Origin of the sequence: Synechococcus sp. M16.1 (assembly GCF_014279895.1) — a bacterium.
In the GTDB taxonomy this organism is placed as follows: domain Bacteria; phylum Cyanobacteriota; class Cyanobacteriia; order PCC-6307; family Cyanobiaceae; genus Parasynechococcus.
This window is the reverse complement of sequence record NZ_CP047954.1, coordinates 1582190-1596659: the sequence shown is the minus strand read 5'-3', so window position 1 is coordinate 1596659 and position 14470 is coordinate 1582190. Positions and strand designations below refer to the sequence as shown.

Below are 14470 nucleotides of genomic sequence, written 5' to 3'. Positions count from 1 at the left end.
GATCACAACCGCAGGCCTGAGGTTTCCTCCTCGGCGAGCAGCAGCACGAAGCTCCAGCTCTGCAAGGGGATTTCAACGCCGCTGAAGCTGGCTTGCTCGGCTGGGAAATCCTTGGGGCTGGGCAAAGAGGTGTCGATCACCCGTTTCCAGGGGGAGGCCGGAACCGGCAACTCAAAGCTGAGGCTTTCCTTGTAGGCGTTGAAGCCCATCCACAGCAGAGCCCCGCGGCTGCCGCGGTGGAGGCTGGTGGCCGTCGTGCGGCTCCAGGCGGCCCAGTCGGGTTTGGCCAGGTTCACCCCGTGCCATTGACGCCAGAGATCGCTGCGCTGCTCCGATGGTTGTTCCGCTGATTTGCGGTTGCTTTCCCGCGGCGGCACCAATGGATTGAACAGTTGCGGCAGGGCCTGGCGCAGCCGCAGCAGCCGCTGCAGAAATTGCTTCAGCTCCAGGTCGCACTGGTCTTCATTCCAGACCATCCAGCCCAGGGGGCTGTTCTGGCACCAGCTGTTGTTGTTACCCCCTTGGCTGCGGCCCACTTCATCGCCCATCAGCAGCATCGGCACGCCACGGGCCAGCAGCAGAGAGCTGAGCAGGTTGCGTTGCTGACGCCGCCGCAGGCTTTGCACCAGGGGGTTGCTGCTGGGGCCTTCGATGCCGTGGTTCCAGCTGTTGTTGTGGTTCTCGCCGTCGCGGTTGTCTTCGCCGTTGGCCAGGTTGTGCTTGCGGTTGTAGCTCACCAGATCCGCCAGGGTGAAGCCGTCGTGCGCGGTGATGAAGTTCACCGAACGCCCCAGGGCCACGGGCTTGCCGTCATAGAGATCGGGGCTGCCCTTGAACCGCTGGGCCAGGCTCCAGGTGCTGTGGTCGTCCCCTTTCCAGAAGCGCCGCACCCCGTCGCGGAAATGGCCGTTCCAGGTGCCGATCCGTTTGGCGGGGAAGTCGTCCAGCCGATAAAGACCGCCGCAGTCCCACGGTTCGCTCACCAATTTGAGGTCACTCAGCTGTGGGTCGGCCTCCATCGCCGCGAACAGGGGCGGCTCATTCAGGGGTTTGAGCTGGTCGCCGCGGCTCAGGGCAATGCCCAGATCGAAGCGGAAGCCATCCACCCCCAGTTCAAGGGCCCAGCAGCGCATCGACTCGAGGATCAGCTGGGTGCTGATCGGCGTATTGGCGGCGATCGAGTTGCCGCAGCCGCTCACATCCTGATAGTCGCCGGCCTCGTTTTGGTGGTAGTAGACGTTGTCGGCGCAACCCCGCCAGCTCAGGGTGGGGCCATGGCGGTTGCCCTCGGTGGTGTGGTTGTAGACCACATCCAGCAGCACTTCGATGCCGGCGTCATGGCAGGCCGCCACCAGTTGGCGCACCTCATGGCGGGCCTGCAATGGATCGCTACTGCTGCAGTAGCCGTGGTGGGGTGTGAACCAGCTCAGGGGGCTGTACCCCCAAACGTTGTCGCGGCCCGGGGGGGCATCGGCCGGGTCGAAGCAGAACACCGGCAGCAGCTCCACCGCCGTGATGCCCAGCTCCTTGAGGTAGGGCAACTTTTCAATCAGGCCCAGGTAGGTGCCGCGGTGTTCCACGGCGACCCCGGCATCCTCACGGCGGGTGAAGCCCCCCACGTGCAGCTCGTAGATCACCGTGCGTTGCCAGCTGTGGCGCGGGCGCGGATGGGCCTGAAAGTCGAACAGATCCCGTTCGCACACCACCGCCTTGAGGCAGGCATGGGCGTTGGGTGTGGGGCCGGTGGCCAGCACCCGGTCGTAGACGTCCCAACCACTGATGGCACGGGCGGCGGGGTCCAGCAGCACCTTGGAGGGCTGGAAGCCATGGCCCCCCGGCGCCAGCGGCCCGAAGACCCGGTAGCCGTAACAGCAGCCTTCACCGACCCCCTCCACTTCCACGTGCCAGTAGTCGCCTGAGCGGTGACGTCGACCGTCCAGTTCGATCACCCGCTCCGGGCTGCGGTCGTTGCCGTTGCTGTAGAGCAGCAATTCAATGCGGTCGGCCCCGGGAGCCGCCAGCACAAAGTTCACACCTCGGCGGGTGAGGCTGCTGCCCAGGGGCCAGGGAGAACCGGGGTGAATGCCACTCAAGGCCCGTTGGGGCATCTCGACTTCAAACTAGTGGTTTGGTCCGTTGTTTTGAACCAATGGCGATGACCACCACACTTGAGGCCGGCCGGCCGCCGCAGCAGCTGCGTGACGACCTCTGGTTGTTTCCGCCCAACCGCGACAGCCAGGGCGGCAGCTCCTGGTGGCTGGATCTGGATCCCGAGCCCGTGCTGGTGGACTGCCCGCCGTTGACGGAGGCCAGCCTCACGGCTCTGTGCCAGCTGGCGGGAACCCGCAGCCCGAGGATCCTGCTCACCAGTCGAGAAGGCCACGGGCGCCTGCGTCGCGTTCAGGAGCGCCTGGGATGGCCGGTTCTGGTGCAGGAACAGGAGGCCTATCTCCTGCCCAATGTGGAGCCGTTGGACACCTTTGCCGAGGAACACACCACGGTGAGTGGTTTGCGGCTGTTGTGGACGCCGGGGCCGACGCCGGGGAGCTGTGTGGTGTTCGCCCCGGTACCAAATGAACTGTTGTTCTGCGGGCGTTTGCTGACGCCATGGGCTCCCGGTCAGCTCGCGCCGATGCGACATGCCCGCACATTCCACTGGCCCAGACAGCTGAACAGCTTGGCCAGGCTCAGGGAGTGGATTCCTTCAGATGCCAGTCCCCAACTGCTTTCTGGGGCTGGGCTTGGTGCCTTGCGTGGGGAGCGGCTCGTGCCCTTCAGCGGTTGGAGCGATGCTGCGGACAACTGCTAAAGCGTTGCGGCACAACACGTTTCGCTTGCAGCAACCGGTTGCTCTCCATACGATTGGGCCGCTTGGGGAAGGCAGCGGCGAGCCCACGACGCCGTATCTGAGCCGTCTCCCGCCCCCCGACTCTCTCTAACCAATGAACAAAGCTGATCTGGTGAATCTGGTGGCTGCTCGCACCGAGCTCACCAAGACCGACGTTTCCATGGTTGTCGACGCCGCCATCGACACGATCATCGACTCCGTGGTGGAAGGCAAGAAGGTGTCCATCCTCGGTTTCGGTTCCTTTGAGCCTCGTGAGCGTTCCGCCCGTCAGGGTCTGAACCCCAAGACCGGCGAGAAGATCGCGATTCCCGCCAAGCGCGTTCCCGCCTTCACCGCCGGCAAGATGTTCAAGGACCGCGTTCAGGGCTGATCAGCGCCTCAACCTCGTTCTCCGGGCGGCCCAGTGGGTCGCCTTTTTTGATGGCTGTTCCACATGATGGCTGTTCAGATGAAGGAACTTCCGGAGCATCTGCAACAGCATCTGGAGCGGGGGCGAGCCTTGGCAGCCGCCGGTGGCTACCGCGGCCGTTTCGCCCCATCCCCCACGGGGGTGCTCCACCTCGGCAACCTGCAAACGGCTCTGCTCTCGTGGTTGGCGGCCCGTCAGGCCGGTGGGGCCTGGTTGCTGCGCATCGATGACCTCGATACGCCGCGCAACCGCGCCGGTGCCATCGAGGCGATCCAAAGCGATTTGCGCTGGCTGGGCCTGGAATGGGATGGGCCGGTGCTGCTCCAGAGCGAACGGCGTGGCATCTACCACTCCTGGTTGTCGTGGTTACGCCGATCCGGATGGTTGTTCGCCTGTCGCTGCTCCCGAAGGCAGCTTGCCGGTCAGCCGATCTACCCCGGCGTCTGCCGGACGGCGGGGCACCACTGGGGCTGGCAGCAGCAGCGGCTCCCCAGTTGGCGCCTGCGGGTGGCTGATGACGATCCCCACAGTAGTGGCGATGTGGTGTTGCGGCGAGCTGATGGCTTCATCGCCTACCAGCTCGCCACCGTGATCGACGAACTCAGCTTCGGCATCACCGATGTGGTGCGTGGTGCTGATCTGCGCGAGGCCCTGCCAGCCCAGCGAAGTGTCTTTGCGGCCCTGGGTGAATCACCGCCCCAGTTCCGGCATGGGCCGCTGCTTTGTGATGCCAGCGGCCAGAAACTGTCCAAGCGTGAGGCCAGTTCCGGCCTGGAACCGCTCCGTGCCGCGGGGCTCGATGCGGCTGCGGTGATTGGTCGTTTGGCCTCAGGGCTTCAGCTGCTGGATCCTGGTGCGCGCCTGAGTGCAACAGAGTTGCTCGAACACTTGACGCAGCAAGAGATCAATGCAGTGATTTCTTAAGGAACACTTCGGGATCAGCGGCGGGTTTTCCGCCCACACTGAATCCATCGTCTGATCCTTGGGATCATGTGCACGTGCACCGTCTGTGGTGGCAGTGGGATGCAGCGGGTGTCGGGGGACCGCTTCCGCACCTGCATCGTCTGTCTGGGGACCGGTCAGATCAGTTCAGCGGTGCAGTCGGCACCGTTGAACCACCAGCCCATCAACACCCCAGGTCTGGCCAAACTCAGCTGTCCGACCCGGCCCCTGGCTTGATCCTCAGCCCAGGGGAGTCTTCTGATCGTTCTGGATCACGAAGTAGGTGGCCGTCGCCACAACGATCAACAGCGGCACCGCGGTGAACAGCAGCAGGGCAATGGCGGTCCAGTCGGTGTACACGGCGGGGCGATGGGTCGAAGTTGAGGCATCATCTCAGCAAATCGCCCCCCTGAGCCCTGCTCGCGCGCTCCGTCACAGTCCTGCTGCTCCTCGCCATGGCGGCCCCTGTGGTGCGTGCGTCGCCCTTGGCAGCCTTTCAGGCCCGAGCCAGGCGCTGCTTGGAGGGCCGTCGGCCTCAGCTCTGTGAACAGGCCTTGATCGAGGCGGAGGCCCTGCAGCAACAGGCGTCAGCTCGCAGTGCCTATCCCTGCCAGACCCTGCTGTTGGGGGTTCAGGCGGATCTGGTGATGCAGCAGCTGCGGGCGGGCCGTGGCGCCGAGGCCATTGCTGATCTGCAGGTGGCGACCCGCGGCTGCGCTGGGCTCTGATGCAGCCAGTTGCATCCCGTTATCGGCCAACAATCACCGGTGGTGTGCTGCCACCACGAATGGGCGGAACCACCTTTGTTTTTCCGTCCCACTTGTCGAGGAATAGCTTGTAGAGAACGCTGTCATTGAGCGAGCGGGTCAAGGTCTGAAACTTCAGGGCCTCCTGCTCGGCGATCTGAACCTCTGTTTTGGCGCGCAGAAGCTGCTGTTGCGCGATCTGCTTCTGCTCGATGGCCGCTCGGTATTCCTCCGCGATCTTGAGGCCCGTGATGTCCAGGCCTTTGACGGCCACATAGTCGAATTTGCTCAGCTCATTGGAGACGCTTTCCTGCACAAGGGTGGAAATGTTGTTCCAGTCGGTGGCGATGGTGTCGAGTTCATACTTCGAAAACACCGATTTCAGTGATTTCAGCAGCGATGGCTGGATCACCCTGGCGTAAATCGCAGAGTCATCGGTGGCAATCGTGCTGTAGATCCTGGGAGCTTCTCCGGGCTTGACCGCATATTTCACCGTTGCTGTGGCTTCGATCACCTGCAGGTCTTTGGTGAGTGTTGAAAATTTTTCGGGGATGACCTGCGTTCTGACGCTGAAATTATGGGTCGACTGAATGAACGGAAGTTTGAGGTTCAACCCCGGCTCTCTTGGCGTGTTGGAGACTTTGCCAAGGGTGGTGAGCACGCCAACTTCACCAGCGGGAACAACAAACACGCTGGAGAGCAGAGCAATGCCTCCAATGAAAACCGTGGTCACGCCCACCACGGTTTTGGTGATCTGCTCCGGCTGGGGGTTGGATTGCATGCTTTTGGCTTGCGTCGATCCTTAAAACGGTAGTGATTTGTTGTGGGTTATTGGCAAAAAGTTTCTGATGATCTCTGGGCTGGCGCAGCAGCGATTGTGGTGTTTTGGCTCAGTCAGCTTCTGCGTTCCCGGTGCATCCAACTGATCCAGTCTGCGGAAATCTCCTGGGGACAGACCGCCTCGCATTCGAGGTTGCTGCTGCAGCTGCCGAAGCCCTCAGCCTCCATCTGGCGTTGCATGGCGTCGGCGCGGCTGGCCCGTTCCGGTTGCCCCTGCGGCAGTTGCCCCAAGTGCGCCAGCTTGGCGGCCACGAACAGGCTTGCCGAGGCATTGCGGCAACTGGCGACGCAGGCGCCACAACCGATGCAGGTTGCCGTGCTGAAGGCGCTGGTGGCCTGCTCCCGGCCCACGGGCAGGGCGTTGCCATCGGGGGCCTGGCCGGTGCCCGTTGAGCAGTAGCCGCCGGCGGCGATCAGCCGGTCAAAGGCGGAGCGGTCCACCATCAGATCCTGGATCGGAGGAAAGGCCTTGGCGCGCCATGGATCCAGGGTCAGCACCGCACCATCGTTGAACTCCCGCAGGTAGAGCTGGCATACGGAGGTGGCGGCCCGAGGGCCATGGGCCTGGCCGTTCACCAGGAAGCCGCAGCTGCCGCAGATGCCTTCGCGGCAGTCGTGCTCGAAGCTCACCGGCCGTTCCCCGGCGCTGATCAGTTGTTCGTTGAGCTGATCGAGGGCCTCCAATAGGGAGAGGTTGGGGGAGACGTTCTCCAGCTGATGGCTCTGGTAACCACCGGGTTGATCGGCGCTGCTCTGGCGCCAGATGCGCAGGGTGAGTTTCATTTGTAGCTCCGGGTGCTGGGTTGCAGCGCGGTGAACTGCAGCGGTTCGCTGTGGCGGATCGGCTCACCGTTGGTGTTGTGCTCCCAGGCGGCGATGTGGGCGAAGTTCACGTCATCCCGTCGGGCTTCGCCCTCGTCACTTTGGTGTTCTTCGCGGAAGTGGGCCCCGCACGACTCCTCCCGGGCCAGGGCATCCCGCAGCATCAGCTGGGCTAGCCCGAAGAAGTCCTTCACCCGCAGCGCTTTCTCCAGCTCGGCATTGGGGCCGCCGGCTTCGCCTGGCACCCGTACTTCGGCTTCGAACCGCTCCTCCAGCGCCTTCACCTGTTCCAGCCCCTCCCGCAGACCATCGGCATGGCGGCTGATGCCGCAGCGGTCGATCATCACGCTGCCCAGCTCGCGATGGAAGCTGTCCACCGGGGTGCTGCCTGCGCTGTTGATCAATTGACTGATGCGGCGGCGGGTGCTCTCCAAGGCCTCGCGGCAGGCTGGGTGATCGATGGGCACATTCTGCGCAGGGTTGCCCGCCAGCCAGGCCGTGACCGTGGACGGCGCAATGAAGTAGCCATCGGCGAGCCCTTGCATCAGGGCGCTGGCGCCCAGGCGGTTGGCGCCATGTTCGGAGTAGTTCGCTTCCCCCAGAACAAACAGGCCGGGGATGGAACTCATCAGGTGGTAGTCCACCCAGAGGCCGCCCATTGTGTAGTGCGGCGCGGGATAAATCCGCATCGGCTTCTTGTAGGGGTCATCGCCGCTGATGCGCTCGTACATCGTCATCAAGTTGCCGTAGCGAGCGGCAATGGCGTCTTTGCCTTCAGCTCTGATGGCATCGGTGAGGTCGAGGTAAACCGAGCGTCCCCCTGGGCCGACGCCCCGCCCCGCGTTGCAGAGTTCTCTGGCCCGCCTGGAGGCGACGTCCCGCGGCGTCATGTTGCCGTAGGTGGGATAAAGCCTCTCGAGGAAGTAGTCGCGTTCCTCTTCCGGTATCGCATCGGGTTGGCGCGTCTCGCCGGGTTTCTTGGGCAGCCAGACCCGCCCGTCGTTGCGCAGGCTTTCGCTCATCAGCGTCAGCTTGCTCTGGAAGACATCACCACTGGGAATGCAGGTGGGATGGATCTGGGTGAAGCAGGGATTGGCGAACAGCGCCCCTTTGCGGTGGGCCCTCCAGATCGCGCTGGTGTTCGACTTCAGTGCGTTGGTGGAGAGGAAGTAGACGTTGCTGTAACCGCCGGTGCAGAGCAGAACGGTGCGGGCGGTGTGCACCTCCAGCTCACCACTCAGCAGATGGCGCGCCACCACGCCACGGGCCACCCCATCCACGGTGATCAGCTCGAGCACGTCCCGGCGGGTGAGCAGTTGAACGCGGCCCAGCTCCACCTGGCGCATCAAGGCCTGGTAGGCGCCATAAAGCAATTGCTGGCCGGTCTGCCCCCGGGCATAAAAGGTGCGGCTCACCAGGGCCCCGCCAAAACTGCGGGTGGCCAGGCTGCCGCCGTATTCGCGTGCGAACGGTACCCCCTGGGCCACGCATTGATCGATGATGCCGCTGCTGATTTCCGCCAGCCGCTGGCAGCCCGCTTCCCGGGCGCGGAAGTCGCCTCCTTTGAGGGTGTCGGCGAACAGGCGGCTGACGCTGTCGCCATCCACCGCCACAGAACGTGCGGCATTGATGCCCCCCTGGGCCGCCACCGAATGGGCGCGGCGCGGGCTGTCGTGAAAGCTGAGCACCGTTACCCGGTAGCCCTGTTGGGCCAGAGACGCCGCGGCGGAAGCGCCCGCTAGGCCGGTGCCCACCACGAGCACGTCCATCTGCCCTTTGCGCAGAGGGCTGATCAGCGGCAGTCCTTCGCGGGTCCGTCGCCAGGCATCGGCGAGCGGACCGGCGGGAATCCTGGGATCAGGCAGGCCCTTTGTCATGCCAACCCTCCGAGGGCCAGTCCCAGGCTGATCAGCAGGAAGCCTCCTCCGATTCCCGACGCCAAGAGGCGACCTCCCCAGCGGATGCTGGGGCCGTTGGCCGGGTTAAGCAGACCCAGGTTGCGGTGGGCTGCTTCCGCGCCGTGGAGCAGATGCAGGCCAATGGCCAGGCTGCCGGCGGCATAAACCACAAGGCTGATCGGCTGCTGCAGCACCTGCTGCAGCAGCTCCCGCTCCAGCCCATCGCTCGGGCGTGGCCAGCGCAGTTGTTGCAGATGCAGGGCCAGAAATCCAAGGGTGATCACACCGGCCGCCATCTTGCTGCGGCTGGCCAGAGCGTCCAGCGGACGATCGCGACGGCTACGCAGCGCCGCCGTGTTTCCAGCACCTTGATTCCGCAGCGTTTTGGCAATGGTGCAGCTCAGATGCACGGCTGCGGTGGCGGCCAGGCCGACCTCCAACACCGGCAGCCATGGCTGGTGATGCAGGGCCGTGGTGTAGTGCTCGAACTGCGCCGGTGCTATCAGCGCGGGCAACAAACCGGCCAGATGAACCACCAGAAACAGCACCAGCAGCAACCCGCTGATGGCCGAGCCAATGCGCATCAAGGTTGGATCCTGCATGAACCCCAGGCCACAGGATTTCGGCTGGGACGATACCTGCGATCGACGCGTTGGTTCGACATCAGGGGCGTCATTGACTCCCAGTCTAATTGTATTCAGATCGTGGAAAAGGCTGGTTCCGTTCTGGTCGCCGTCGTTCAACCTTGTCATCGTGGGGAGGTTGTGAACGCTGGCTGGCGTGAGGCTGAGGTTCCGTGTTGAAGAAGCGATCATGACGCCCTGGTTAAGGCGACAGCTCAAACTGCGGTCGCGAAGGATCCTGGTGCTTCAGAATCCTGAGGCGGCTGAAGTGTTGGCTGATGTGTATCCAGATCACTGGATTGTTCCCTGGAATGATCTTCTCAGTGGAAGGATGACCAGCGGGAATGATCTCTGCTCGTCTTCGGGATTGAAGCGGCTATGTGTTCATTAGATGCGCATTGAATCTGGTTGATTCTATGCGCCACTGCTTAAAAAGCCGATGACCTGACTTGAACAGGCGACCCACGCTTTACGAAAGCGTTGCTCTACCGGCTGAGCTACATCGGCGTCACAAGCAATTTAACATTTGCTCTGAATCAAACTTGGACGTTTGCCCGATAATCCCCGCCCCAAATCTGGCCTGGATCCCGCCCTGCGGGAACGGTTGCTCAAGGAATCACAGACCCCCTGGCGTGGGCTCAGACGGCTCGTCTGGTTTGCTCTCTTTGCTTCCGCTGGACTCGGCCTGTTCACGATGGCTTTCCGTGCTTCCGCCGGCGACACTGTCGATCTGGCTGACTTCGGCATCCAGGGGGGTGCTCTCCTGCTCTTCACCGGTCTGCTCTGGTTCGACCGCAACAGGGACAGCAGCAGCGACGCTTGATTCGTCGGCATCAACCGCACTGATGTCTTCAGCGTCGTCGTCTTCCGACATGTCGTCTTGATCCTCTGTCTCGACGGGTTCCAGCGCTTCGGGCTCGACGTCATCAGACTCTTCAGCCGTCGCGGTGTTGATGGCTGAACTTTTGCTGTCTGGCTCTTGGTTGTCTGGTGCTTCGTCGTCTGGCTCTTCGTTGTCAGGGCTGATGTCGGCGGTGTTGACGTGTTCAGTGCTGTCGTCCGGTTCCGGCGTGGTGTCTTCCTCGTCTTCCACGTCCATGGCATCATCGGCGTCCTGATCGGGTGTTGGAGCAGCTTCTTCAGCTTGAGCCTCGGCAACGACGGGCTCAGGAGCGGCTTCGGGATCAGCCTCGTCAGACACTGCAGCCGTTACCGGATTGTCGGCTGAACTCTCCCCGTCGGGTGATTCGTTGTCAGTGCTGGCTTGATCAGTACTGGCTTGATCCGTGCTGTCGTCCGTTTCCGACGCAGTGTCTTCCACCCCGATGGCCTGGTCGGGCTCCTGCTTGATCGGCTCCACCACAGGCTCCGGCCACTCCAGGCCAGGGAGGTTGAGCAACTGCAGGCCCAGGCTGGTGCGTTGCGTTGCCAGAGCATCAGCACGAAAAGCCGAATCGGCAGGGGCGACGGTTGCTGGTGATCCAAGCAACAGTGCTGCGGCTTGAATCAGCTGCTGCACCTGCCACACCATCAAGGCCAGCAATGGGCTGACCAGCAACAGGGTGACCAGACGGGATTGTCCCGACACCGGGGAGAATTCACTCGCCAGCACCGCTGAATCGTCCATCCACCAGAGCACGGGCAGCAGGACCACTGCGGCGATCACCACAGCGGCGCGGCTGCTCAAGCCGCCTTGGGATGCACTGATGCGGAGTTGATCGCTGTTGCGGCTGGCCAGCGGCTGACGCACGAATAGCAGAGATCCCCAGTCGGCGGGCCGTCGCCACAACGCGACGGCTGGGGCCAGGACCCCCACCCCCCAGATCAGAAATCGCTCCACACCGGGAACAGGACCCGGATCCGCGCCGGCCAGAACCAGGCGGATCAGCAGCAGCTCCAGGGGAATGGCTCCAAGGGCCAGGCACTGAAGCCAGAGCAGGGGCTCGCTGCGGGGCTGCACGATCGGTTGCGGGGTCAGGTGGTGAGTTTGCGGCGTTGGGTGACCATCTTGAAGGCTTCAATGCGATCGCCTTCTTCCCAGTTGGCGAACCGATCGGTGCCGACACCGCATTCGAAGCCCGTGGCCACTTCCTTGACGTCGTCCTTGTTGCGACGCAGGGAGTCGAGGTCGCCCTCGTAGACCACCTGTTTTCCGCGGTGCACCCGCACCCGGCAATTGCGATGCAGCTTGCCGGTGGTGACATAACAGCCGGCCACGGCGCTCTTGCCGATGGTGAAGACGGCGCGCACCTCGGCTTCGCCCAGGGCTTCCTCCACCAGTTCCGGCTCCAGCAGACCTTCCATCGCCAACTGGATGTCTTCCAGCAGCTTGTAGATCACGTCGTAGTCGCGCACATCCACCCCAGTGGCATCCGCCGCTTTCTTGGCGCCGGAGGCCATGGAGGTGTTGAAGCCCACGATCACCGCGCCGGAAGCGGCGGCCAGGTCGACGTCGGTTTCGGTGATCTCGCCAGGTGCCGACAGCAGCACCCGCACCTGCACCTCATCCTTGGGCAGCTGCTCGAGCGATCCGAGGATGGCTTCCACGGAGCCTTGAACGTCGGCCTTGAGAATCAGGTTGAGTTCCTTCAGCTCACCGTCATTGGCCTGGCCGGACATGGCCGTGAGCGAGACGCGTCGTGACGCCATCTGCTGAGCAAGACGGGTGGCGCGGGCATCGGAGGCGCGATCGCCCACAACGGCCCGGGCCGATTTCTCGTCGGGGTACACCTCGAACTCGTCACCGGCGGTGGGCACCTCGCTGAAGCCCAGGGCCTCCACAGCAAAGGAGGGGCCCGCTTCCTTGAGGCGTTGACGGTTGTCGTCCACCATGGCGCGCACCTTGCCCAGCACCGGACCAGCGGCGACGACGTCGCCGGTCTTGAGGGTGCCGTTCTGCACCAGCAGCGTGGCCACGGGGCCTTTGGCCTTATCGAGGTGGGCCTCGATCACGGTGCCGCGGGCCAGACGATCCGGGTTGGCCTGCAGGTCTTCCACTTCGGTGACCAGCAGCAGCATCTCCAGCAGTTTGTCGATGTTTTCGCCCTTGATGGCGCTCACCGGCACCATCACCACATCGCCGCCCCAGTCTTCCGCCAGCAGGTTTTGCTCAGACAGCTCCTGCTTCACCCGCTCGGGCGATGAACCTTCCTTGTCGATCTTGTTGATCGCCACCACGATCGGCACTTCAGCGGCCCGGGCGTGGCTGATGGCTTCCAGGGTCTGGGGGCGGACGCCGTCATCAGCAGCCACCACCAGCACAGCCACGTCGGTCACCTTGGTGCCGCGGGCTCGCATGGCCGTGAAGGCTTCGTGGCCCGGAGTGTCCAGGAAGGTGAGCTTGCGCTGCTCGTTGTTGTGCTCGATCTCAACCTGATACGCACCGATGTGCTGGGTGATGCCGCCGGCCTCACCCGCAGCGACGCGGGCCTGACGGATGGCATCCAGCAGGCTTGTTTTGCCGTGGTCGACGTGGCCCATGACGGTGACCACGGGCGGACGTCGGATCAGGTGAGCCTTGTCGGCCTCTTCGATCATTTCGACGGTCTTCTTGGCCGCCTCCTCCACGTCGTCCTGGAGCACCGGCACACCGAATTCGTCGGCAACGGCCTCGATCGTGGGCATGTCCAGGGTCTGGGTGACCGTGGCGATGATCCCTTTGAAGAAGAGGGATTTGATGATCTCTGAGCTTTCGACGCTCAGCATGTCCGCCAGTTCCTGCACCGTGAGGTTGTCCTCCGGCACCACAATCATTTCGGGCCGCACCTGCTTGGCTTCCCGGGCTGCCCGCAGCTCCATGGCACGCCGGCGCTGACGCTGACGGGCGGTTTCCTTCTTGCGCTTGCGCATCGCCGCCACCGGCTTGGGTGCGGTGCGCTGCTGCGACTTGGGCTTGGCGGGACGAGCCAGGCTCGCCGAGAGAACCATGTTCTCCTGTTCGCCAGCGAAGCCGCCGGTCTGTGCCGCCAGGGAATCATCGTTTTCACCGATGATGTGCACCTTCTGGCGCTGCTTCTGCGGCGAGCGGCTGCGAAGAGCATCGAGCCGGGCGCTGTCATCCCAGTCGGGACGGCCTGGCCGCCGCTGGCCACCGGGGCCACCCGGACGGAAGCTGGGACGGCGGGGTGCCGAGGGGGCGTTTGGACGCGCCACGGGCGGGGTGGCCGTTCCATCACCCGCACCGGTCTTGGTGGGTGCATCGGGACGGCGGGGTGCCGGTGCCGTTGGCCTGCCCACAGGCTTCTGCAGCTGCATGAGCTCACCGGGGGCCACCGGTTTGCGCATTCCAGCGGGCATGCCGGGTCGTCCAGGAGCTCCCGAACGGGTGGGCGCACCAGGACGACCGCTACCGGTTGTGCTGCCGTCGCGACGAATCGGCTTGCCAACCAGTTCCAGGGTGTTGCCGCTGCGGGGGGGCATCCCGGGGCGACCCTGTCGGGTGGGGGCTCCGGGACGGCTTGGACCGCCCTGGCGTTGAGGCACGCCGGTGCCTGCCGGACGGCGGGGCACAGGTTTGCCCACCAGTTCAGGCCTCGGAGTGGGCCGTGAGGGTGCACCTGGCTTTGTGGGGGCACCGGCACGGGTGGGCACACCGGGCCGAGATGGAGCGCCTGCGCGGATGATCTGTGGCTTGGGTTGCCCCTGGCCAGGGGTGGGCCGCGCTGGGCTTCCAGCACCTGCGGGGCGTGGCGTCGGGCGAGCTGGTGTGGGTCGCGGCGTGGGTGCCGTGGGTTTGGCAGCAGCCTTGGGCTTGCTCACCAGTTCCGGTTTGCCTGCAGCCGGCTTGCTGACAACCTGCGGCTTGGCCGCGGCAGGTCGTGGAACGGGTTTTGCCGCCGTTGGTCGCGCTGGGGCTGCGGGGGGTTTCTGAGGAGCGGCGGGCCGCGCCGGTGCTGCTGAGGCTTTCACCGGTGCAGCCGCTGGCTTGCTGATCACCGGTTTGGGCGTGGCCGCTGCGGGAGGCTTCGGGGCCGCCTGCGGTTTGGCAGCCGCCACGGGTTTGGCGACCACGGGCTTGGCAGCTACAGGCTTGGCGACCGGTTTGCTCGCCGCTGGGGCGGGCTTGCTTGGCGCGGCGGGGGCCGCTTTCTTCACCGAGAGGATGGCCTTGCCAGCTGCGGGCTTGGCAGGGGCCGCGGCAGCGGGTTTCGCACCATTCCCGCCTTTGCCGAGGAGCGAACGGATCTTTCCGGCTTCAGCGTCACTGATCGAGCTGCTGTGGCTCTTCGCAGCGATCGACAGCTTTTCAGCCGCATCCAGCACGTCCTTGTTCTCAAGGCCGAGGTCCTTGGACAGCTCGTAAATTCTGACTTTGCCGCTGCTGGTCATTCAGTTCGGGTCTC

Annotated in this window: 12 protein-coding genes, 1 tRNA gene and 1 pseudogene; 6 read left to right on the top strand and 8 right to left on the bottom strand. The window is 64.1% G+C overall.

Annotation, left to right across the window (positions count from 1 at the left end; genetic code table 11):
• Nucleotides 1-2: 2 nt before the first annotated feature.
• Nucleotides 3-2108, bottom strand: coding sequence for a glycogen-debranching protein (locus SynM161_RS09215; protein WP_186540999.1), 2106 nt, complete (start codon nt 2106-2108; stop codon nt 3-5).
• 41 nt (nt 2109-2149) lie between these two features.
• Between SynM161_RS09215 and SynM161_RS09210 the strand changes: the two genes are divergently transcribed.
• The 5 genes from SynM161_RS09210 to SynM161_RS09190 all read left to right on the top strand — a co-directional run bounded on the left by SynM161_RS09210 (nt 2150) and on the right by SynM161_RS09190 (nt 4927).
• Complete coding sequence (locus tag SynM161_RS09210) at nt 2150-2809, top strand: MBL fold metallo-hydrolase (RefSeq protein ID WP_186540998.1); 660 nt, start codon at nt 2150-2152, stop codon at nt 2807-2809.
• 133 nt (nt 2810-2942) lie between these two features.
• Entirely contained in the window at nt 2943-3218 is a 276-nt protein-coding gene (locus SynM161_RS09205) for an HU family DNA-binding protein (protein ID WP_006850925.1), read from the top strand.
• 78 nt (nt 3219-3296) lie between these two features.
• Nucleotides 3297-4181 (top strand): tRNA glutamyl-Q(34) synthetase GluQRS, encoded by an 885-nt coding sequence (gluQRS, locus tag SynM161_RS09200; protein WP_186540997.1) that lies wholly within the window; start codon nt 3297-3299, stop codon nt 4179-4181.
• 66 nt (nt 4182-4247) lie between these two features.
• A complete protein-coding gene (locus SynM161_RS09195) occupies nt 4248-4436 on the top strand; it encodes a hypothetical protein (protein WP_115080922.1) in 189 nt (62 codons plus the stop codon).
• A 218-nt stretch (nt 4437-4654) separates the two neighbouring features.
• A complete protein-coding gene (locus SynM161_RS09190) occupies nt 4655-4927 on the top strand; it encodes a hypothetical protein (protein ID WP_255441766.1) in 273 nt (90 codons plus the stop codon).
• Between the two features lie 19 nt (nt 4928-4946).
• Here SynM161_RS09190 and SynM161_RS09185 read toward each other — a convergent pair whose 3' ends face one another.
• The 5 genes from SynM161_RS09185 to SynM161_RS09165 form a co-directional block, all read right to left on the bottom strand.
• Nucleotides 4947-5726 carry a prohibitin family protein gene (locus SynM161_RS09185; RefSeq protein WP_186540996.1) on the bottom strand — a complete coding sequence of 260 codons (780 nt, stop codon included), beginning with the start codon at nt 5724-5726 and terminating at the stop codon, nt 4947-4949.
• 113 nt (nt 5727-5839) lie between these two features.
• On the bottom strand, nt 5840-6568 hold the full coding sequence (locus tag SynM161_RS09180; protein ID WP_186540995.1) for a succinate dehydrogenase/fumarate reductase iron-sulfur subunit: 729 nt from the start codon (nt 6566-6568) through the stop codon (nt 5840-5842).
• Nucleotides 6565-8484, bottom strand: coding sequence for a fumarate reductase/succinate dehydrogenase flavoprotein subunit (locus SynM161_RS09175; RefSeq protein ID WP_186540993.1), 1920 nt, complete (start codon nt 8482-8484; stop codon nt 6565-6567). The genes SynM161_RS09180 and SynM161_RS09175 overlap by 4 nt, the downstream gene beginning before the upstream one ends.
• Nucleotides 8481-9107, bottom strand: coding sequence for a succinate dehydrogenase cytochrome b subunit (locus SynM161_RS09170; RefSeq protein WP_186540991.1), 627 nt, complete (start codon nt 9105-9107; stop codon nt 8481-8483). Before SynM161_RS09170 ends, SynM161_RS09175 begins: the two co-directional genes overlap by 4 nt.
• Nucleotides 9108-9562: 455 nt before the next feature.
• A tRNA-Thr gene (locus SynM161_RS09165) sits at nt 9563-9635 on the bottom strand.
• A gap of 43 nt (nt 9636-9678) precedes the next feature.
• On the opposite strand from SynM161_RS09165, the gene SynM161_RS09160 reads away from it, so the two are divergent.
• Complete coding sequence (locus tag SynM161_RS09160) at nt 9679-9951, top strand: DUF3493 domain-containing protein (protein WP_370586607.1); 273 nt, start codon at nt 9679-9681, stop codon at nt 9949-9951.
• Nucleotides 9952-10527: 576 nt separating this feature from the next.
• Here the strand turns inward: SynM161_RS09160 and SynM161_RS12140 are convergent.
• Together SynM161_RS12140 and infB are read right to left on the bottom strand one after the other, a co-directional pair.
• Nucleotides 10528-11088 (bottom strand): annotated as a pseudogene (locus SynM161_RS12140) (low-complexity tail membrane protein); the annotation flags it as partial.
• Nucleotides 11089-11102: 14 nt separating this feature from the next.
• Complete coding sequence (infB, locus tag SynM161_RS09155) at nt 11103-14456, bottom strand: translation initiation factor IF-2 (RefSeq protein WP_186540989.1); 3354 nt, start codon at nt 14454-14456, stop codon at nt 11103-11105.
• Nucleotides 14457-14470 lie beyond the last annotated feature (14 nt).